At 45.0% G+C, this 21,501-nt stretch carries 22 protein-coding genes and 1 riboswitch; of the genes, 19 read left to right on the top strand and 3 right to left on the bottom strand.

Annotated features, from left to right (window positions below; genetic code table 11):
- Positions 1–41: 41 nt before the first annotated feature.
- Positions 42–144: riboswitch (guanidine-I (ykkC/yxkD leader) on the top strand.
- Between the two features lie 100 nt (positions 145–244).
- The 10 genes from AC4G47_RS16885 (at position 245) to AC4G47_RS16840 (ending at position 9,355) form a co-directional block, all read left to right on the top strand.
- Entirely contained in the window at positions 245–583 is a 339-nt protein-coding gene (locus tag AC4G47_RS16885; protein ID WP_491101920.1) for a DMT family transporter, read from the top strand.
- Positions 583–897 (top strand): DMT family transporter, encoded by a 315-nt coding sequence (locus AC4G47_RS16880; RefSeq protein ID WP_458126775.1) that lies wholly within the window; start codon positions 583–585, stop codon positions 895–897. Before AC4G47_RS16885 ends, AC4G47_RS16880 begins: the two co-directional genes overlap by 1 nt.
- A 116-nt stretch (positions 898–1,013) precedes the next feature.
- Positions 1,014–2,408 (top strand): DEAD/DEAH box helicase, encoded by a 1,395-nt coding sequence (locus tag AC4G47_RS16875; RefSeq protein WP_491101919.1) that lies wholly within the window; start codon positions 1,014–1,016, stop codon positions 2,406–2,408.
- A gap of 130 nt (positions 2,409–2,538) precedes the next feature.
- Positions 2,539–2,892: an MmcQ/YjbR family DNA-binding protein gene (locus AC4G47_RS16870; RefSeq protein ID WP_491101918.1), complete on the top strand. Its 354-nt coding sequence runs from the start codon at positions 2,539–2,541 to the stop codon at positions 2,890–2,892.
- A gap of 105 nt (positions 2,893–2,997) precedes the next feature.
- Positions 2,998–3,690 (top strand): hypothetical protein, encoded by a 693-nt coding sequence (locus AC4G47_RS16865; RefSeq protein ID WP_458126777.1) that lies wholly within the window; start codon positions 2,998–3,000, stop codon positions 3,688–3,690.
- A 116-nt stretch (positions 3,691–3,806) separates the two neighbouring features.
- Positions 3,807–4,691 (top strand): alpha/beta hydrolase, encoded by an 885-nt coding sequence (locus tag AC4G47_RS16860; RefSeq protein WP_491101917.1) that lies wholly within the window; start codon positions 3,807–3,809, stop codon positions 4,689–4,691.
- Between the two features lie 274 nt (positions 4,692–4,965).
- On the top strand, positions 4,966–6,123 hold the full coding sequence (locus AC4G47_RS16855; protein ID WP_491101916.1) for a type III polyketide synthase: 1,158 nt from the start codon (positions 4,966–4,968) through the stop codon (positions 6,121–6,123).
- Positions 6,110–6,829 carry a methyltransferase domain-containing protein gene (locus AC4G47_RS16850; RefSeq protein ID WP_491101915.1) on the top strand — a complete coding sequence of 240 codons (720 nt, stop codon included), beginning with the start codon at positions 6,110–6,112 and terminating at the stop codon, positions 6,827–6,829. The genes AC4G47_RS16855 and AC4G47_RS16850 overlap by 14 nt, the downstream gene beginning before the upstream one ends.
- Before the next feature lie 6 nt (positions 6,830–6,835).
- The gene (locus AC4G47_RS16845) at positions 6,836–7,984 is read left to right on the top strand and encodes an NAD(P)/FAD-dependent oxidoreductase (RefSeq protein ID WP_491101914.1); all 1,149 of its coding nucleotides are present in this window, start codon (positions 6,836–6,838) and stop codon (positions 7,982–7,984) included.
- A 180-nt stretch (positions 7,985–8,164) separates the two neighbouring features.
- On the top strand, positions 8,165–9,355 hold the full coding sequence (locus tag AC4G47_RS16840; protein WP_491101913.1) for an aminotransferase-like domain-containing protein: 1,191 nt from the start codon (positions 8,165–8,167) through the stop codon (positions 9,353–9,355).
- Positions 9,356–9,422: 67 nt separating this feature from the next.
- Here the strand turns inward: AC4G47_RS16840 and AC4G47_RS16835 are convergent, their stop codons facing one another.
- Positions 9,423–9,848 (bottom strand): MaoC family dehydratase, encoded by a 426-nt coding sequence (locus AC4G47_RS16835; protein WP_491101912.1) that lies wholly within the window; start codon positions 9,846–9,848, stop codon positions 9,423–9,425.
- Positions 9,849–9,999: 151 nt separating this feature from the next.
- On the opposite strand from AC4G47_RS16835, the gene AC4G47_RS16830 reads away from it, so the two are divergent.
- From AC4G47_RS16830 to AC4G47_RS16810, 5 genes are all read left to right on the top strand, one after another.
- Complete coding sequence (locus AC4G47_RS16830; RefSeq protein WP_491101911.1) at positions 10,000–10,860, top strand: LacI family DNA-binding transcriptional regulator; 861 nt, start codon at positions 10,000–10,002, stop codon at positions 10,858–10,860.
- A gap of 118 nt (positions 10,861–10,978) precedes the next feature.
- Positions 10,979–11,860: an AraC family transcriptional regulator gene (locus AC4G47_RS16825; protein ID WP_491101910.1), complete on the top strand. Its 882-nt coding sequence runs from the start codon at positions 10,979–10,981 to the stop codon at positions 11,858–11,860.
- Between the two features lie 85 nt (positions 11,861–11,945).
- Positions 11,946–13,211: an ABC transporter substrate-binding protein gene (locus AC4G47_RS16820; protein WP_491101909.1), complete on the top strand. Its 1,266-nt coding sequence runs from the start codon at positions 11,946–11,948 to the stop codon at positions 13,209–13,211.
- Positions 13,212–13,265: 54 nt separating this feature from the next.
- Positions 13,266–14,156: a carbohydrate ABC transporter permease gene (locus AC4G47_RS16815; RefSeq protein WP_062834302.1), complete on the top strand. Its 891-nt coding sequence runs from the start codon at positions 13,266–13,268 to the stop codon at positions 14,154–14,156.
- Between the two features lie 14 nt (positions 14,157–14,170).
- The gene (locus AC4G47_RS16810; RefSeq protein ID WP_491101908.1) at positions 14,171–15,052 is read left to right on the top strand and encodes a carbohydrate ABC transporter permease; all 882 of its coding nucleotides are present in this window, start codon (positions 14,171–14,173) and stop codon (positions 15,050–15,052) included.
- A 261-nt stretch (positions 15,053–15,313) separates the two neighbouring features.
- Here the strand turns inward: AC4G47_RS16810 and AC4G47_RS16805 are convergent, their stop codons facing one another.
- Positions 15,314–16,588: a stalk domain-containing protein gene (locus AC4G47_RS16805; protein WP_491101907.1), complete on the bottom strand. Its 1,275-nt coding sequence runs from the start codon at positions 16,586–16,588 to the stop codon at positions 15,314–15,316.
- 217 nt (positions 16,589–16,805) lie between these two features.
- Positions 16,806–18,038, bottom strand: coding sequence for a GAF domain-containing sensor histidine kinase (locus AC4G47_RS16800; RefSeq protein WP_458126790.1), 1,233 nt, complete (start codon positions 18,036–18,038; stop codon positions 16,806–16,808).
- A 163-nt stretch (positions 18,039–18,201) separates the two neighbouring features.
- On the opposite strand from AC4G47_RS16800, the gene AC4G47_RS16795 reads away from it, so the two are divergent.
- The 4 genes from AC4G47_RS16795 (at position 18,202) to AC4G47_RS16780 (ending at position 21,343) form a co-directional block, all read left to right on the top strand.
- Entirely contained in the window at positions 18,202–18,510 is a 309-nt protein-coding gene (locus tag AC4G47_RS16795) for a hypothetical protein (protein WP_491101906.1), read from the top strand.
- Between the two features lie 188 nt (positions 18,511–18,698).
- Positions 18,699–19,271: an esterase/lipase family protein gene (locus AC4G47_RS16790; protein WP_491106729.1), complete on the top strand. Its 573-nt coding sequence runs from the start codon at positions 18,699–18,701 to the stop codon at positions 19,269–19,271.
- Between the two features lie 148 nt (positions 19,272–19,419).
- The gene (locus tag AC4G47_RS16785; RefSeq protein ID WP_491101905.1) at positions 19,420–20,418 is read left to right on the top strand and encodes an AraC family transcriptional regulator; all 999 of its coding nucleotides are present in this window, start codon (positions 19,420–19,422) and stop codon (positions 20,416–20,418) included.
- 130 nt (positions 20,419–20,548) lie between these two features.
- Positions 20,549–21,343 (top strand): SDR family NAD(P)-dependent oxidoreductase, encoded by a 795-nt coding sequence (locus AC4G47_RS16780; protein WP_491101904.1) that lies wholly within the window; start codon positions 20,549–20,551, stop codon positions 21,341–21,343.
- The last annotated feature ends 158 nt before the right edge of the window (positions 21,344–21,501 follow it).

Below are 21,501 nucleotides of genomic sequence, written 5' to 3'. Positions count from 1 at the left end.
AGATAGTAGAAGTGTGTATAATTGGAGACACATTAGAATAAAAACAGGTTTTCTAGGGTTCCGCGAGGCGCATGTGTCGGTCTGGTCCGAGAGAAAACCCGCAACCTGTTGGTTGTGCCACGGAGGGATAAAAGCCTGGGAGATGAACTGCGATATGCAGTTTGTTTCCCGGGCTTTTTTTATTTTTCCGCTAATGTACCCATACTGGGTGTAAAAAATGAATTAGAGAAGGGGTGTTACAGGTATGAATAAAACCTGGATGTCGGTTGTGATTGCTGCTTTGTTTGAAGTGGGTTGGGTCATTGGACTAAAACACGCCAGTGGCTTGCTGGAGTGGGGGCTTACTCTGATTGCAATTATCATTAGTTTCTCCTTGATGATTGCAGCTTCGCGGACACTGCCCGTGGGAACCGTGTATGCAGTATTCGTTGGCCTGGGTACCGCTGGCACGGTACTTGCTGAGATTATTTTGTTTAATGCGCCTGTCCAAGCCGGAAAAATGGTACTCATTGGTGTACTCTTACTCGGCGTAATCGGTCTTAAAATGCTGAGCAAAGAGAAGAATAAGGAGGTGCAGCTATAATGAACTGGGTATTTCTTATCTTGGCAGGGGTATTTGAGATGATTGGTGTGCTTATGATAAACAAGTTGCACAAAGACCGTAATCTAATTTCACTGGTTCTATTATTAGCTGGGTTTGGGTTGAGCTTTATGTTCCTATCTCTGGCGATGAAAACTCTTCCGATGGGAACAGCATATGCGGTGTGGACGGGAATAGGAGCCTCCGGCGGTGCTATTCTGGGCATGGTGTTTTACGGAGAACCTCGAAATGCCCTAAGAATTCTGTTTATCGCCATGGTGCTCGGATCGGCAGTAGGTCTTAAATTGGTCAGTTGAACAAGTGGAAATAAAAAGATAATGTACAGATTACGTTTTTAATGTTATCCTTATACGTTACGTGTGAAATAAAAGATACGTCTTATTGATAGATGTGCGTAAATGAAGGAGACAACATGACATTTAAGGACTTGAATATTATCCCCCCCATTTTGGAAGGGTTAAGCAAAGCAAACTATACTAATCCTACGCCTATACAGGAACAGGCAATTCCAGCTGTATTAGCAGGCAGAGATCTGCTGGGATGTGCACAGACAGGAACAGGCAAGACGGCAGCATTCTCGGTGCCGATCATTCAATTATTAAGCGAAAGGTCCAAAGGGCCAAAGTCCGCACGACATATTCGCTCATTGATTTTAACGCCGACAAGAGAGCTGGCTATTCAGATCGCGGATAACATCAAGGTATATAGCCGGTATACGGACATCCGTTGTACAGCTATCGTTGGTGGTGTTTCGCAAAAAGTGCAAGAGCGGGCGCTGAATCAAGGTGCAGATATTATTATTGCAACACCAGGCAGATTGAACGATCTGATCAATCAGAAGCGTATTGACCTGAAGATGGTTGAGATTCTCGTTCTGGATGAAGCAGACCGGATGTTGGACATGGGCTTCATTCATGATGTGAAAAGAATTATCGCCAAGATGCCGAACAAAAAGCAGACTCTGTTCTTCTCAGCTACGATGCCTCCTGAGATCACCAAAATGGTTAAAACCTTGTTGGTCGATCCAGTCAAAGTAGAAATCACGCCTGTATCTTCAACGGTAGAACGCATTGAGCAGTCTATATACTTGCTGGAAAATGGCAAGAAGCAGCATATGTTGAATCAGATTTTGGAAGATAAATCCATTGTAACCGCACTGGTGTTCACACGCACGAAGCGCGGCGCTGACCGGGTTACACGAGATTTGGCCAAAGTGAATGTTACAGCACAGGCCATTCATGGTAACAAGTCTCAGAACGAGCGACAACGGGCATTGAACAATTTCAAGAGCGGAGCAACACGTGTATTGGTTGCGACGGATATTGCAGCACGAGGAATTGATGTGGAGGAACTGACCCATGTTATTAACTTCAACCTGCCTAATATCCCTGAAACCTATGTTCACCGCATTGGTCGTACAGGCCGAGCAGGCAAAAGCGGGATGGCCATCTCGTTCTGCGAGAAGGATGAACTTCCGTTCCTGAAGGATATCGAGAAAGTAATCAAGAAGACGATTCCTGAAGTGAAAGGTCATCCGTATCCGATGACAGGTGTGCCTGTGTTTGATAAAACCAGCAAAGCACCAGGCAGTAAACCTTCGTTCAACAAATCGGCTACGGGCAAACCGGCGAAGTCCAAAGCGAATCCGGCACGTAAGCCCAAATCCGAATGGTTTGCCAAGAGTGGTAAATCAAACAGTAGTCGATCCAATGACAGCAGAACTAATAGCAGTAGAACAAGCAGCAGCAAATCCAGCAGTAGCCAATTTAATCGCAGCAGCAAAACAAGGAACGATCGAGCCAATTAAGTCCTTGATAAACCCAATGAAACCTTCTCCACGATGTGGAGGAGGTTTTATGATGTGCAGCGAGCTTATTTACATACGAACTTACATTCGGTATTATTATAACGTCCATTGGTGAAAGGGAGGTACGAACTTGAAGGATGCGATGATTAAATACAGTTTGAATAAGAATGGTGCGACGAAGGAGTACCCTTTTGGACCTGATCCTGTAGTCATTAAGGTTGGAGGGAAAATGTTCGCGTTACTTTTCGAAGACAAAGAAGAAAATGGTCTATTGAACTTGAAGTGTGATCCTATTATTGCAGAGAACTTGAGAGAGCAGCATGAAGCGGTTCGACCAGGATATCATATGAACAAAAAGCACTGGAATACCATTACGCTCGATGGTTCATTGTCGGAAGAGGATGTCACGGTCATGATCGATCACTCCTATGATGTGGTTGTCAAAACTCTACCGAAAAAAGTTCGGGAATCTCTGGCCGAATAAGAAGAAAGAACACAACTTTCTCTACACGTCATTCATCATGTCATTAACATTGAAAAGGTGGGTGAAAAGGCTAATGGTCTGCTTCTCTAACAGAATGAATATCCTATGAAAATGAAGACATATTTGAAGTCCATGTGGTTCCGTTACCTTGGCAATAAGCAAGATCGAACGGCCATCATCAACGTGGCATCCCTTATCATCAACGCTTTGATCGGTATAGGCAAGTTAATTCTGGGGATATATCTACTTTCCGGATGGTTTATTACGAATGCTGTATATTATCTGATTCTGTGTGTGGCGAAAGGCCAAGTGCTTCAACAATATAAAGTTGCCAAGAGGATGGAGTCTTCAGAAGAAAGATATACATTGGAGCTTACGGTATATAAGCGTGGAGGTCTGTTCCTGTGTTTACTGGGCGTGTCCTACTCACTGGTCTGCCTGCGAATGTATCTGATCGGCGATGCCTTCATATACGAGGGTATCATCGTGTATATCGTAGCTACAGTCGCTTTTACCAAGCTGGCTTTTGCCGTGTATGGCACCTGGGCTAACCGTCATCTCCATAACCCGATTATATCTACATTGAAAATGATTAACTTCACCGATGCGATGGTATCCATTGTTGTGACCCAAGCGACATTACTTACGATGCAAGCTTCACCTCTTGCATTAAAAACCAGTAGTTTGTTTGGCATGGGGTGCAGCGTTTTATTTTGTCTGATGGGGGTCTGGATGATGTTCCACAAGAAGAAGGAAAAAAGCGCGGATCCAAATCGATCTCCTGGCACTGAATGCTAACATTGAAGCATCAAGGACAGGGTAGGTAATTCTGGTCCACGTTTGAGCATGTTGATCAATACATATCGAATGAATTGCACATGACGGAACAGATGAGTGTTAAAGGAGAGATATCTATGGATCAACAACAACAAATGGCAATGGTACAACGCATGCGTGAAAATGTCGTCGGCACAGGTGCTGCCCTTCAACCGGGTTCCACGTATGCCGTCACGGTGGAAGAAGTCGTGATTCCTACGACAAAAGGCGATACGCGTGTGCTAGTGTATACACCGGATAAGAAACGTTCAACACCACTGCCGGTCTTCTTCAATATGCATGGAGGTGGTTTTATTTTGGGGCAAGCGGAGATGGATGATCCCTGGTGTCGCCTGATCGCTGATCGTGCTGATTGCGTGGTCATAAATATTGATTACAGCCTTGCACCAGAGCATAAATTTCCAACTGCTGTGCATGAATGCTACGACGTTGTACAGTGGGTCCACGCCAATCCGGAGTCTTTCTCGGTTAACCCGACTCTCTTCGCCATTGGAGGACATAGTGCAGGTGGTAATCTTGCTGCAGCAGTGTGCTTATTGAATCAGCAACGTGGAAGCGAGTTGCCGATTGTTCTGCAAGTTATTGATTATGCCGTGTTGGATGTGGCCACAGATCCGGCCGAGAAACCGAGTTTTGAAGAAGCCATTCCAGCCGATATCGCCAGAACATTCAACGCTATGTACCTTGAAACGCAGGAAGATGCCCATGACCCGTTAGCTTCACCTGTGCTCGCAAAATCATTACAGGAACTCCCGGAAGCACTGATCATTACCGCGGAAAAAGATTCACTTGCTCAAGAAGCAAGAACTTATGCGGCAAGGCTTGAAGCAAGCGGTGTGAAGGTGACGCTTAAGGAGTACGAGGGCGCCGCTCATGGATTTACGCATATTGGAGATCTTAAGATGGCAGAGGATGCCTGGTATCGGATGAGTGACAAGATCAGGGAAGCATTTTCCAAATAAACAAGATCAGAATGATGTAAGAAGTTATCTAACGAAGTACGTACAGGAAGTTATTTAAGAAGTTACCTAAGATCCTATCTTGAAGTCGCCTAATGGCGGCTTTTTTTGTTTATCTGGTTAGTTGTTTCAATCCGTTGGTGAAACCAAGCTTCTGAGCTTGCGGTTGTGATAATAAAATAGATTAGGACCGTTCTTAAGATTATAACGATATCGTTAAGGGTAAGAGTTGTTAATTAGCGGAAATAATGACCAATACCAGGAGGTTGTTAATGATATGAACCAAAGTAACAGTCCATCCGATATCGCGATTCTTGGCATGGGAACGGCTCTGCCTGCTCACGCCGTAGCACAGTCAGATATTGCGGAATTGATCGCTTCTTCTCTTCAGGGTCGACCAGATTTGGCACGTTTTGCTAAGCGAATATTCAAGTCCTGTGGTGTTGAAACACGATATACGGTGGAACCGAGCTATCTAGGTTCGCTGGAAGAATGCCATTATCTGCCTTCTGGTGATGGATCAGACATCCCGACAACCGAAGAACGAATGAATACATACAAGCGAGAGGCGCTTCCGCTTGGCATCGAGGCAGCTGAGAGAGCCCTGAAGGATTCAGGTGTGTCTCCTAAGAGCATCACGCATATCATCACGGTCAGCTGCACCGGTCAATACCTGCCAGGTCTGGATGTTATGCTCATCCGTCATTTGGGTTTGTCTGCCCGTGTGAATCGTTTGCCGCTGATCTTTCAGGGATGTGCCGCAGGCTTGAAAGCCATTCAGATGGCACGAGATGTCGTGCAGGGTGCTCCCGGATCACAGGTTCTTGTAGTCTGTGTGGAGTTGTGTACACTTCATTTTCAGCCTGTTCAAGATCGGGAAGCGCTGTTTGCAGCTTCATTCTTTGGAGATGCGGCTTCTTCTTGTGTGGTCGGTACGCCTGAACCTCAACAAACGGATTATCTGAGTCTCGGAACCGGTTATTCTGTACTTCTTCCGGATTCGACTGAAGACATGACCTGGGAGGTAGGGAACCTGGGGTATGATCTGTATCTGTCACCTCGTATTCCGAAGCTGCTCGGTGTTCATCTGGAAGAGGAACTACGTCTGTTACTGCAAAGTGACCAGCTTCCTGAACTATGGGCCATCCATCCAGGAGGACGGGGAATTGTGGATTCTGTGCAGGATGTGATGAAGCTGAGAGATGAGCAAACGAAGTACAGCAGGGATATCCTCAGAACGTTTGGTAACTTGTCATCCAATACGATCCTGTTTGTACTGAATGCGATGCGTGAGGACATGAAGGCACAGGATCAATCAACAACAGATGGTGTAGCTATGGCATTTGGCCCGGGACTCACCGCGGAGTTGATGAAATTTACCTATGTACCGTCATTATCTTCAGTGATCGAGGAGCCGGATCATGTCCTTCTTTAGAACGTTGTCTATACGGGCCCAGGAAGATGAACTGATGGACGACTTCTCTCTGGGTGGGGAGGAGCTGCGTGAAGCACTCAGACATCTGAGACGCCTTAACAAAATATTCGCTGCACCTGGCCCAACTCTGGCTGGTGTAGAGAAGTTATGGAACTCTGTCGGAAGACCAGATAAGTTGACCCTTCTGGATGTGGGGGCAGGTTCAGGAGATGTGAACCAGAAACTACTACAATGGGCAGATCGTCAGGGCGTTCAGCTGGAGATTACGCTAGTCGATCTGACGGAAGAGGCGTGTGAGGAAGCGAGGCAACTATTTCGTGACGAACCCCGAGTCCGGGTGCAACGTGCTGATCTTACAGAGCTGCCGGATGCTTCCGCAGATATCGTGACAGGTTCCCAATTTGTACATCATTTTGACGGAGATCAGTTGGTTGATATGGTTTCTCATATGCTACGAGCATCCAGCTACGGTGTCGTCATTAATGATATTCACCGTCATCCTGTATCCTATAAGGCGGTCTGGATTACAACACGCATGATCTCTCGTAATCGGTATATTCGTCATGATGGACCCCTTTCCGTCGCCAAAGGATTTACAGGAAGAGATTGGAAGGAACTTAAACAACGGCTAAATCATGATACGATGACTTATGAATGGAAGCCTTTATTCCGTTACTCTGTTGTTATCCCCACGAAAGGCAGGTGATCTTACGTGTCGAGATCAATAGATGTCATCATTGTCGGAGCTGGAATTGCCGGCAGTACCTGCGCAATCCAACTGGCAGGGCAAGGGCATCGGACCCTTTTGTTAGACCGGCAGGAGTTTCCGCGTCACAAAACCTGCGGTGAGTTCATGTCACCAGAAACCAAGGAGATGCTGGAGGTTCTGGATATACACCTTCTGGACCAAGCCAAGAAACCCAGCACCATGGATCATGCCAAAATCGTTATGCAGCAAGGCGGAGTGATTGAAGCACCGCTGCCAGGATTCGCTTATGGTATAAGCCGATATGAGTTGGACCAGATTTTGCATCAGAAGGCCTTGGACGCAGGAGCCGAGATTGTTACCAAAGCGACCATAACGAGCGTTGAACAGCTTGAGGATGCCAGTTATGAGGTTGAGGTGAAACAGGGAGACGAGCGGATTCAATATAAGGCAAAAGCCGTCATTGGTGCACATGGTACCAAAAAGCCGCGCGGGATGGCTTCCGACCCAGATCTGCGAGATCAAACCGTATATGTCGGCGTTAAATCCCACTTCAGCGGAATTGACATTCCCGCGCGGGTGGAGTTATATTTTTGCGAAGGTGGTTATGTGGGGATTTCCCCGATTGAAGACGGCACTGTGAATGTCGCCGCATTGTTGACGCTGGATACTGTGCAGGGAAGCGGCAAGTCTGTGAACGACATTTTGCAGGCGGCATCCCTGACGAACGTGAGCTTGGCAGCCCGGTTAGCGGAAGGTAATCCTGTAGAGGGAACACAGGTGTCGATTGCACCTCTGCATCTGTCCAATATTCCTGAGCCATGGTCTGAGTATCCGCACATTGGTGATGCGATGCTGATGATTCCTCCGCTGTGCGGAGATGGGATGTCCATTGCGCTACGCTCCTCGCTCCTATGCGCCCACTGGACTGACAAATATCTTCGGGGTGATATTGAGCATGCCGATTGGCAGAGTAATTATACGCTGGAAGCGAGCCGCGAATTCACCCAATTGCTCAGGCGGGCAAGAAGAATTCAGAAGCTGGCTTTTGCCAAAACCAATAAATTCTACCCTGGTCTGGCTCGAATGATCCCTGGTTTGGCTACTTATGTCGTGAAGGCTACACGGTTATCCGAGATGAATGCAGTGCGCTAAAAGACTGATATTTTGTCCAATACTTATGCGAAAGAGGTTGCTGACGGCGGCCTCTTTTTTTGGTATCTAATCATTAATTTTGTAGAGACAGTTTGGAAATTCGATAAATGCTCGTATAATAGAATCTAATGTAATGATAGAGAGTTAATTCAGATGAAATGTCGGGAGGCACTATTTAAGATGAACTATTCATTTTCCAATCGTATCGCAGCACTGCAACCATCCATTATTCGTGAGATCCTGAAGGCTTCTTCGGGTCAAAATGTCATTCCGTTCTCTGCGGGAAATCCCGCGCCAGAGACGTTCCCTATCGAGGCGATTCGTACGTTTACCCAAACCATTCTGGAACAGGACCCGATCACGGCTCTGCAATACGGAATTACGGAAGGTTATGTTCCTTTGCGGGAAGCATTGACTGAACATCTGAAGACAGGATTTGATACGGGGAAGGCATCCGATCAATTGTTCATCGTATCTGGAGCACAGCAGGGCATTGAACTTGCCTGTAAAGTGTTCTGTAATGAGGGTGACACGATTATCTGTGAGAGTCCAAGCTTCATCGGTTCCTTGAACTCCTTCCGGGCATCCGGTGCGAAGCTTGCGGGTGTTCCTATGGAGATGGACGGTATGGATATTGAGAAGCTGGAACAGGCGCTGCAAACGGAGCCCAATGTAAAACTGATCTACGTGATCCCAAGCTTCCAGAATCCGACCGGTGTGACGACGAGCCTGGCGAAACGTAAAGCCATATACGAGCTGGCGAAGAAGTATGGCGTTATGATTCTGGAAGATAACCCGTACGGAGAACTTCGATTCAATGGAGATGATGTGCCCACAATCAAGTCTATGGATGATGAAGGTTTGGTCATCTATGTTGGATCATTCTCCAAAATTCTGTCGGCAGGACTGCGCGTCGGTTTTGTACAAGCTCCTCATGAAGTCGTGGAGAAGATGGTTGTTGCCAAACAGGGAGAAGACGTACATACGGCCATGCTTCCACAGATTCTGGCATACAAGTTCATGACAGAGTATGACTACGCAGGGCATATCAACAGCATTCGTGAGGTATATCGGAGAAAAGCGACATTGATGATGGATAAGCTGCAAGAGCATATGGGTGAGTCCATTACTTATACCCAACCGGACGGGGGATTGTTCCTCTGGTGTGATCTGCCAGCGCATGTGCCAATGCTCGATTATGCCAAGACTGCAGCAGCCCAGGGGGTTGCAGTTGTACCGGGAAATGCTTTCCTGGTGAACGAGCAAGACCCATGCAATGCGATCAGACTTAATTTTTCAACGCCGTCAGACGAACAGATTGTGAAAGGTGTTGAGATTTTAGGTCGGGTCTTGAAAGGATATACCGTTTAAAATATTTCAATGCGATATATCTACGAAAAGCCGCCAATTGGCGGCTTTTTTTGGTCTTTTATCGTCCTTAATTATCAATGAGGGCACTTAATTCTGCCTGGAATACCTTTTGATTCTTCTGGTTGAATGTACTCAGTAGCACGGTAACAATCCCATTACCTTTACGTCTCGGAATCAGATTAATAACTTCTGCAATCACATGAAGTTCATCCTTAGGAAAGACAGGCTTCAGGAATTGAATGTTGTTCATGCCGGTTCCTGCGACAACATGCTCTCCATAGATCCCGACCTCAATCCATAACTTGAAGGAGATATTCATCGTCTGCATGCCAGAAGCAATCAAACTGCCGAAGCGGCCCTGCGTGGCCTTTGCTTCATCCAAATGCATGTACTGTGGATCATAGATTTTGGCAAAATCAATAATATCGCTCTTGGATAATGCCAAGGATTTTGTTTCGTAACGCTGACCTATTACATATTCACTGAATTTCATGAAGGCACCTCGGGTTCTCTAATATGTTTTTTCGCAGTCGACGCTCTGGAAAGAGACATGACTGGAATGACGTGATAAAATGCTAGTGAACGATCTCGTGTGTATTATTGTCATATTGAAATAAACGGATGAAACTGTCTTTGAGGAGTACGTGAAGAACGGTCCTGCATCTGAAATGAAGCGGCAGAGTACACAAACGATTGGTGTAATTGTCCATGACATGTCCAGTCCGTATTTCTCGGATTTGGTGAATGGAATACAGTCCATCGCGATGAGCCATGGATACGATATGATCGTGTGCAGTTCACTGGGTGGAGAGAAGTCGACAGCCCATCGTTACATTCGTGAAAGAAGAATAGATGGAGCTATTGTCATCGCTCAAAATATTGAAGATCAGTTGCTTATGGAGGCATCTGAAGCAGGATTTCCGATTGTCGTCATGGATCGGGATCTGGATGCTCAACATATTGTAAAGGTTTTGATGAGTGATACGCAAGGTGGGTACTTGGCCACCCGTTATCTGATTGATAAAGGACATCAGACGATTGCCTATATTAGTGGCCCGGTCCATTCGGAATGTAACCTGCAGCGATATCAAGGTTATCTCAATGCCATGGCAGAGGCAGGCATCGAAGAGAACCCGGAATGGATAATCGGTGGACAATACATGAAGCAAGATGGCTACCATGCAGCCAAGAAACTGCTAGAAGGAGAATTGCCATCCGCTGTATTTTTTGCAAATGATGAAATGGCCTTTGGCGGTTTGGAAGCCTTCAGAGAGCATGGGATTGCAGTACCTGAACAGTTATCCGTAATTGGTTTTGACAACATCCCGGCATCGCAGTATGTGCACCCACCTCTGACCACTTTTCGGCAACCGAAGACCGATGCAGGTCAGCTTGCGGGTCATGTTCTCTTCCAACTGTTAAATGGAGAGTCTGTTGAGACGTTATATACACTGGACATCCAATGCGTGGAACGTGATTCCGTTCGGCTCCTCAACCTGAGTTGAGGATTTTTTTTCGTTCAATAGAATTTTAAATACTCAAAAAAAGAAAGGAGTGTGGCGATTTATGCATAATAATAAAGACGAGAGATTCTTGCATAGGAAATAAATGGAGGGTGATTAGATGGGCGTACCCACGTTTCTGGAGACAGGCCATATGGAAGAAGGTTTTCCCATTCGGGTGATTCATACAGGTGATCAGTTTAATTATGCTGCACACTGGCATGATGAGGTTGAATTGGTTGTTGTTAGTGGAAAGAGCGCACGAATTGGCGTGAATGACCATGTCCGTGAGCTGGCGCAAGGGGATATGCTGCTGATCAAACCCGGAGATGTACACTGCTTTTTGCCAGGGACCGAACACTTAACCATTATCTTGTTCCGCCTCGAATTGTTAACAGGAAGCTTCACGACTGAAGCGGAAATTCAGGATCTCGGCGAACTTTTCAACAAAACAACCGTTATTCCGTCGAATGCAGGGAGTCGCAGCAACGTGGTTCAGTATATAGATACCATCATTGCCGAGAAAAAAAATCGAAAGCCGGGATATCGATGGTTAATGGTATCCCGGTTATATGATCTCATGGTTCTTTTGTTACGTACAAAGCCCCCAGTAACGGATCAACTAACGGCTTCAGGATGGCCTTGTACTTCGTCCAAAAAATTTGAATTCCTTGAATCGGTCTGCGAATATCTGGAGAATCATTATGCTGAACCGATCAAGCTGGAACAGGTGGCGGAACATATTAAATTCAGCAAGTTCCATGTCTGCAAGTTATTCAAAGAGATCAAAGGAGTGACACTGATGGAATATTTGAATCATTTTCGAATTATCAAATCCGAGTGGGCGTTATTATTCCGTCAGGATTCCATATTGGATATAGCCATCGGCCATGGGTTCAACAATGTGAACTCCTATAATCGACTTTTCAAAAAATATAATGACTGCACACCCTCCGAATTTCGCAAGAAGCACCGTACGAATATCACAAAATATGAAGGGTAATGCACAATATTTGTGGAGAAAGCCCTCTCCGAAATCAATATACTCTAATAAAATGTAAGCGTTTCCTTTTAGAAGGAGGGGGCCTATGAAGAAGTGGTTTAAGGTAACTATTGTGTTCGTTTGTGTAGCCATGTTGTTAACGGGTTGTCAGCTCAGTCCGTCCAATCCAACCATGCAGCAGGAAATTACTGTGTGGAGTTTTACGGATGAAGCAGAGTATGCCATCGAGAAATTCGAGCAGAAATATCCGGACATCAAAGTGAACTTTGTCAACATCCCCGGCAACTTCTATATCACCAAGCTTAAATCTGCGCTCCAGACGACCTCCAAAGCTCCGGATGTATTTATGATTGAAAATGCCAATATTCGAGAACTGATTGACGTTCCATATCTGGAGAATTTATCGGCTTTGCCGTATAACGCCAATGAACTTATTCAACAACAATATGCTTTTGTGCAGGCCAATGAGAAGGACAGTGAGGGGAATGTCAGAGCTATAGGTTATCAGGGAACACCAGGTGGCATCTATTATCGTCGGGATTTGGCGAAGAAATATCTGGGTACCGATGATCCTGAGAAGGTGGGTTCACAGATCGACACATGGGAGAAGATCTTCGAGATTGGTGAACAGGTACAGCAAAGTAGCGGGAATAAAGTACATGCATTGGCGAACTGGAATGCCATATCGAACTCATATGACGGTATACCCTGGGTGAAGGACGGCAAGCTCGTCATCGATCCAACCTATATGGAAGTGCTGGATCTTGTGCGTGAAGCACGTGAGCGACATGTACTTGCCGAGTATGAAGATGGAAGTGCCGGTTACGCTGCATCCATGCAAAAAGGAGAGGTCATGTTCTATCCAGGGGCAACCTGGGGCTTGCAATATACGTTCAAGGCGAACGCTCCGGATACAGAAGGAATGTGGGGCCTGGCCCCGGGACCGTCAGCCTTTAGTGCAGGTGGAACCTATATCGCGATGTACAGTAAGAGTGAGAAAAAGGATCTGGCCTGGAAGTTTATTGAGTTCTATAATTTTGACCACGAATTTCTGTCCGTGTTAGCAAAGGAGCAGGATTATTTTACTAGCAATATGGTTGTGAATGATGAACTTGCGCCATCGCTCTCATCACCTTATTTGGGAGGGCAGAAGCATTTTGAGTTTTTCTCAGAGGCCGCGAAGCGGGTTCCCGTATATGAGCGTACCAAATATGATGCAACGATTAACAATGATATCTACAAAAATGTACTTCAGTTGTATCTCAATCAGGACATTCAGACCAAAGATGAAGTAGTGAAACGGATAAAGCGGGATGTCACCTTGAGATTTCCGGAGCTGGAAGTGGAGTAGCTTAGAAGTAAGCGAACGGTTGGACACATCCGATGATAACTGGGGGGACAGAATATGTTTGCCAAAACGATTCGAAAGGACCATTACGGCTACTATTTCATTGCTCCGTTCTTTATTATTTTTACGATTTTTGGACTCTATCCCATTTTGTATTCACTCTATATTAGTTTCACCAACTTTGATGGAATCACGACACCTGACTTTGTAGGGATTGGTAACTATGTAGCCGTATTACAAGATCCGTTGTTCTACAAAACCTTGTTTAATACGTTATTCATCTGGGGAGTCTCCGTGGTTCCGCAGCTGACGATCTCACTGGTGTTAGCTTTTATCCTGAACGATAAGCTGCTCAAAGGGCGGGACTTTTTCAGAGCTGTATACTTTTTCCCCAATATCGTTACAGCTGCATCACTCGGGTTGCTTGTCAGCCTGATCTTTGACTGGCAGTCCGGGGGACTGAATCATTTTTTGATGCAGATAGGGATTATTCAAGATCCAATTAATTGGAAAAATGACCCGTGGTTTATGCGGTTGATTGTGTCCTCCATCTTGTTTTTCCAGTACTTCGGTTATTCCATGGTCATCTACCTTGCAGGTCTTCAGGGCATTGATCCGTCGTTGCTGGAAGCTGCCCAGATGGATGGTGCGAAAAAGAAGCATATTTTTATCCATATTATCGTGCCGATGCTCCGTCCAATTATTCTGTTTCAGATGATTACATCCATTATTGGTGGCATCCAGATTTTCGATCAGCCATTTACACTAACCAATGGCAATGGCGGTCCTGACCGAGCAGCCATGACCAGTATTATGTATCTCTATAATGTAGCATTTCAGAGCACACGTTTTGGTTACGGCGCTGCCATAGCATTTTGTCTGTTTATTATCATCATATTGTTGTCCGTTGCATCCTTCATCATGACCAAGCGGAAGAGCCGTTCATAGGGAGGGGAGTTCTTATGCAAACTGCAAAATCAGTCGAACAACCAAATGCGGCGATTCAGCAATATGCCAATACAAGGGGGCTGACGGCAGGCAAGATTATCATCTATCTGTTACTGATTGGTCTTGCCGTACTCTGCATAATTCCATTTTATCTGATGCTCATCTATTCAACACATAACAATGCAACGATTGCTTCAACGTTCACCTTTCTTCCCGGATCATTTTTAGTCGATAATTATATGAATATGGTATCGAAAATTAACATTTGGCGTGGTTTTGCCAACAGCATTTTCATTGCTGGAACATCGACCTTGCTATCTCTGTATATTGGTGCTTTGACGGCATATGGTTTTGCCAAATTTAAATTCAAAGGGCGGAACTGGTTGTTTCTGTTTCTGTTAGCGACCATGATGGTACCGGGTCAACTGGCCCTGATTGGCGTATATCGACTATTCAGTATGTTGGGGCTTCTGGACAGTTATGCCGCGGTTATTTTGCCTGCTGCAGCTAACGCCTTTAATGTATTCTTTATCAAGCAATTCATGGAGAGCAGCATCCCGGATGAGATTATTGAATCTGCGCGGGTGGACAGTGCTGGCGAGTTCCGGACGTTCAATCAGATTGTACTGCCCATTCTGGGGCCGGCGATCTCGGCCCTAGGTATATTCACGTTTATCGGATCGTGGAATAATTTTCTTACACCGCTCGTTCTGTTTTTCTCCCTGGATAAATACCCACTTCCGGTACTGGTTGCGCTAGTGCAAGGGTACTATGGGATGGATTATGGACTCTTGTATTTGGGTGTTGCGATCTCCATCTTGCCTATTATTATTGTATTCTCCGTGTTTTCCAAACAGATTATCGGAAGTGTTGCCCTGGGAGCAGTGAAAGGGTAATTGAATATGCACGGAAAGGGGAGGCGTCATGTCAAAGGAGTCCTTGTACCTGCTGCATGGTTTAGCATGCTGGCGACAGGAATTGGTAGCATTCTTCTCTTCCAGCCCTGTTTGCCTGGTCCCACCCAGATTGTAAAGCTTGTATTTGGAAGTGTGGATAAACTTATGAAATGAAAAAGATATAGAAGAAGGACCAAGTCTCTGACAACAGAGATTTGGTCCTTCTTCTACTTTAAGTAAGCTGCATCCACTCAAAGATGACTACTCTTTGATGACAGAGGCATTCACGGCATCTTCCATCTTTGTATTGTAGGAACGGAACAGACCCAGGCGCCAGAAGGCGGCTCCTTTAAGATCATAACGTTTGGCAAGACCCAGTTTATCATCAACGGAGGAGGGCGTTTCGCTGCTTAGACTGATACCGAGCAGCAATTTATTTTTCGGAACACCAGCTTGAAGAGCTAGCTGAATCGCCTGATCCACAAGGCTATTTGGTTCGGGTACCTGGGATTTGGTGCCAACCGGATTATACTGATAGGCCATAATGATCAGATCATCTGCGATAGATGCAAGTGTTTTGTAATCATATCCTTTATAAGCACTATTTAGCGGGGGTACCGCAAGAGATAAGGCAGTGTCCTGGGGCAAGGAACTCTTTAATTGCTTCACGTAAGCATTGAGCAGCTTCTGTTGTTCTACTGCATCCAGTTTAAAGCCCAGTCCTTCAAAATCCAGAACAACTCCACCAAAACCATGCTCTGCTAGCGCAGCAGTTATACCTTCAATCGATTTCTGCCGCAGGCTGCTATCACTCAACACTTTGGTCAGTTCGCCGTTTCCGTCCAACGCATACACCATGAGCTGTGGTTGGATCTGCTGATCCGCTGCGTCAGCAACGATGGACTGCGGCGTAATATCACCCGCAGCAGCAGGGAGACGGTACTCATCCCCCTGGAGCGTAAACTGACCTTCACGATCAATGCGGCTCCAGCCAAAGGCTACGGAATTCATGGAAGTAACAAGATCCTTTTCTTGAAAGGATTGCAATGCATAGAAGGCTCTCAGGTGCATCTCGCGTTGTGGTGAGACGAGGGAGACCGTTTTGGTTGCCTGATTCCAGCTTGCACTTACGCCAAATTGATTACTAAAAGAACTGAGTGGAATGAGCACGCGTCCTTCTCGCTGAACGGGTGCTGCAGCAAGTGTAACTTTTTTCCCATTAACGGTTGCTGTGGTGCTGCCAACTTGTAATAGTACCTCGGTAGTTTGTCCTTTCACCGTGTTCGTCGCTTTTACAGTCTGTGATTTGCTGTTCCAGATAATATCGATACCAAGAGCTTGTCCAACCGTTCGGAATGGAACATAAGTGACACCCTTATCAACTCGTGGAGCTGCATCAAACTTCAGGGGAACGTCATCCAAGTGCACTGAAATGGACGGGGCAGCATAGGCTCCACCAATATTGGGGGTGCTTCCAAGTATAGAGAGAGCAATTACAGTAACCGCAGCAATTTTTCCTGCTCGTTTAATAAGCATTGTTTGTTTCCTCCAACTCTGTACATAATAGTAGAATCATGTTTTAACAGAATCTAGTAATCTAGCATATGTAGCATAACAAAATTTTCATATAGTTCCAATATAAGAGTCGGAAGTCTAGTCATACATACCATATCGCTATTTAATAGAATCTGCTTCCGAGCGTTGTCATCGTATATACCTCCGATCCGTTCAGATAGAATAATATATTCATCGTTCAGACATGCGTATGAACGTTGGGTGCAGGGCTGGAAATATTAAAAACGAATCGACTGCCCAAGTGACTGGTTTCTTTAAGCCACACCACGCCACCCATTAATTCAGCGAGTTGTTTACAGATGGACAGACCCAGTCCTGCTCCTCCATACTTTCCTGAATCTCCATGAATTTGGGAATAGGATTTGAACAACAGATCTTGGCGATCCTGCGGGATGCCGATGCCCGTATCCCTTATCTCGTAGGATACATGTAGGGTGCCTGCTGGATCAGCAGATACCTGAGTAGAGATACAGACTTCTCCTTTTTCAGTGAATTTAAGCGCATTTCCAACGAGATTGATTAGAATCTGACGGACTTTATGCTGATCGCCTAAAAGCATCAGATGATCATTAATATTGTATTCAGCATATAGGTGAATTCCTTTTTTCTGTGCTTCGGAAGAGAACAATTGTAACACATGGTCAACTGTTTCAGTGACACTATATGGACTGATCTCCAAAGAAATCGCGCCGGCTTCCATCTTGGAATAATCGAGAATTTGATCCATCATAGATAGAAGGCTGGTGCCACTTTCTTCAATGACATTAACATACAATGATTGATCCTCATTTAGTGTTGTAGATTGCAAAAGGTTTGTCATGGCAAGAACACCATTCATTGGGGTTCGGATTTCGTGGCTGAGGATGGCAAGCAGATTTTTCTTCTCTTCTAGCATTTTCGCAGTAGTTTCTTCCGCACGTTTTAACTGCTGCAAGGTCGTTTCCATCTCTAGCAGACCCGTGAAAAAGGAAGACAAGGAGAGCAGCAAATCTATGTCCTTCTGTTGGTAGGCATAGAAATCCTGATCAAATGAGCAGAGGGAGCCATAAATTTCCCCATACTGATCATGTATGGGAACACCTACAAATGAACATCCACCTACGAATTCGGTTGCGTCCATATGTCTGGTTAATGGATGAGTTAGATTATTATTGATCACCAACGGGCCTTGGGTATGTTCGGTCACAAGGGCACAGTACGACTCGGCGTTGTCAACGACTAGCCCTTCACCTAATATTAGTTTTTCACGATTATATACATTGAGAACTTTGGTTGATAGATGGTCCAATTGGGCTATACAAAACGTATTTGCAGGAATTAGTCTGCTTGCCGTATCCATTACATTAGCAGCCGAATCATATAATTTTTGTGAGACAATGGATAGTACATCAATGAATTCTGTTTTCAACATATTGATTTGACGCCTCCTGATGTAGAGATTCGTTATGTACTTATATGTACCAGTATATATGAATTCCTAGAATAGGGCATACATGGTTTTGACAGTAGTTGAAGGACATGAGAAAATATGATGCTTGAAAATATTCAAACTAATACATGTTGGAGGCATAGCTATGAATCAGCGTTTTCGAATTACCCGATCCATGCAAGAAAACAATGCGGAGCAATCCATCTCTTTGGAAGAGTGCAAACTCTACTTTGCATCCAAACCCGATTTTACGTATTCAACAGTTCTTAACATTGTCGGAGCTGAGAGCACCATGTCCATTGATGGGGACTTTTTTATGTGGGACCTTGAAGGAACACAGATCGCTTTTCGTTTGTACATGGGAGATGTATATGTAGCTATTTCTAACGAAGCTATTGTACCCAAAATGATTGAAATTGCAACAGATCTGCACGCAGATATTGTTGAAGGATAACAGGAGTAGAGAACCAGACTTCGATAAAATATGATCAAGTTAGCCATAGTTTCCATGGATATTCCTGTAAAAAATGAGACAAAAGGTTCATTTATATTCCATATGTTAGCTTGTAATATATGGAATATAAATCATTTTACAGGAGAGTGAAACAAGTGAAAAAGACAAAATTATTACTTCTTGTATTCATGAGCATGATCCTTGCCTTATCGGTACCTGGAATAGGCTCAAGTTCAAAGGCTTCTGCAGCAACAGCACGTACACCCATTGTATTCGTTCATGGATTAACCGGTTCAGATAGTAATTTTACAGCGATTGAGAGTTATTTACGCAGCCAAGGTTGGACGAGAGACGAACTATTCGCGATTGACCTCCCTAGTAAACAAGGAAACCAGTTGTTGAATTCTGCGGCGATCAGTCGTTTTGTAGATGATGTTCTGCGCGAAACGGGTCACACAAAAGTTAACATTATAGCTCATAGCATGGGCGGGGCCAATAGTCTGTATTACATACTTAACCGGGGTGGCGCTTCCAAAGTAGACAAATTGATAACCCTTGGTGGGGCTAATCGATTGACAACAACTACAGCTCCGAGTGGAATAAAGGTGACTTCGATCTATTCCACCAGCGATACGATTGTGTCCCCGGCACTTTCCCGGTTGAACGGGGCGAACAACATTTCGGTATCCCTCGTATCTCATATCGGCCTCTTGTTTAATTCACGGGTAAACGCCTTGATCAAAACCGCGTTGAACGAGTAGACGCCTATATTAAATTCACCTTTTCATATATATACAAAATGACAAAATGATTAATTTGAACACGACTAACCACTATGGTCAGTCGTGTTTTCTGTTCTATAATAAGAAAGCAGAATGAAAATGGAACAAGCTAAAGGAGTCAGTATGCATGAAATCTCAACCGAATGATCGAATTAAAGTTCATCCAGGCTTTTGGGCTGGCTTGCATCAATTAGGGATTAGTATGGACGACATCGCTCGGATGGCACAACTATCTCTTGAAACAATAAATAAACCTGTAGTGAATCAAGCTCATTATTTTGCGATCTGGCAGGCTTACTCTGATCTCATTGGGGACACGGCCGAGGGTATCATCAAACTTGCAACGGGATATGAAATATCGAAGTACCCTCCGCCTGTTCTGGCGATGTACCATGCACGTGATTATCGCGATGCATTAAATCGAATGGTCCGTTATAAGCAAATGTGTCCTCCCGAGAGCTTGCAGATTAACGAAGCAGGGGAGGAATGTATCATTGAACTCGAATGGTTACATAAGGAGCAACCAGGCCCGCCACTTCTGGTAGGCATTACCCTAGCTTTTCTGCTCGAACTCGGACGTCGGGGAACGGGCCAGCCCTTAAATGCAAAGCGGGTTGAATTCTCACGTCCTATGGGTAATGTAGACATCCTTGAAACCTATTTCGGCTGCCGAGTGGAGACGGGGAAACCATATAATCGGCTGACGCTAGATCGAAAAGATTTGAGTCTTCCTTTTCTCTCATATAATGAAGAGTTAATTGAGATTCTGACTCCAGTGCTGGATCGGTCATTGGATGAACGGCAGGGCAGTCGTTCCGTTACTGATCTGGTGAAATGGATTATGAAACGCAGCCTTACAGGCAAGCGCCCTGATATCCAAACTGTTGCCAAAGAGCTTCGCATGAGCGACCGTACATTGCAGCGCCGACTGACTGAGGAGGACACAAACTTCAAACAGTTATTGACTGAAGCCAGACATGAGCAGGCACGAAAGTATCTGGCGGATCCTTCGCTCGATATCAAAGAAGTGGCATTCCTCGTGGGATATGAAGATCAAAATTCGTTCTATCGTGCGTTCCGGACTTGGGAAGGGGATACACCTTCGAATTGGCGTGTCAGGCAATAATTCTGGCGTTATGTGCTAGTTACTAGGCCGTTCAGACTGCGTAATATTATTTCTATCGGGAGCATAAAGGTGTTCGCAATCTTCAAGACTCAGCTACCGGATAGTTATAATCAAGAAGGAGAAATGCAGGATGGATATGGGACTGAAAGAAAAAACAGCCTTAGTAACAGGATCGACAAAAGGGATCGGCAAAGCGATTGCCATTGAACTCGCCCGAGAAGGTGTTCACGTTCTGATTAATGGACGAAATGATGAAGAGGTAGAACGAACAGTTCGTGAAATCAAGTCCAATTTTCCGGATACCTCTCCGCAAAAGGCCACGGCCGACCTTGTGGATCAGACGCAACGCCAAGCTATGTTCGAGAAATTCCCCGAAGTTGATATTTTAATTAATAGCATGGGCATATATGAGATCATGAGTTATGAAGATGTGAATGATGAAGTGTGGGAGAGATATTTCCGTACCAATGTTCTGGCAGCCAATAGCGTGTCCCAATTTTACTTACCTAAAATGATGGAGAACAATGACGGGCGTATTATTTTCATAGCAAGTGAAGAAGCGCTTATGCCCTCAGGCCAGATGCCACAATATTGCATGACCAAATCAATGTTGCTGTCATTATCCAAAAGTCTGTCCAAACTGACAGCTGGGCAAGAAGTTACGATTAATACGATTCTGCCAGGGCCGACATTGTCTGAAAATGTACGTGAGATTATAGAGGGCATATACCCGGATGAGGCGCTGACTTTTGAGGAAAAAGAGAATGATTTTATGAAGAGCAATCTGCCGCAGTCTGAATTACAACGATTCATCAAGCCAAGTGAAATAGGTAGACTCGCGACTTTTGTGTGCAGCCCGTATGCATCAGCTTTTCGAGGCTCTCCGATCCGTATGGACGGGGGGATGGTTCCGACTATTTTCTAAACGTCTTCAGGATAAAAGATATCAAACAATGAAATGTCGCCATGATTGGCGACTTTTTTATTTCTAAATTAACTATGCGGTTGGCACCAATCGAGTTTATAATACGTGTATGATTACGAAAACGGTTTCTATATATGGAAGCGATTACTTAAAATCCA

It is taken from the genome of Paenibacillus sp. Negev47, from assembly GCF_058313655.1.
The sequence above is the reverse complement of the archived record's forward strand: the minus strand, read 5'-3'. Positions and strand labels throughout refer to the sequence as shown.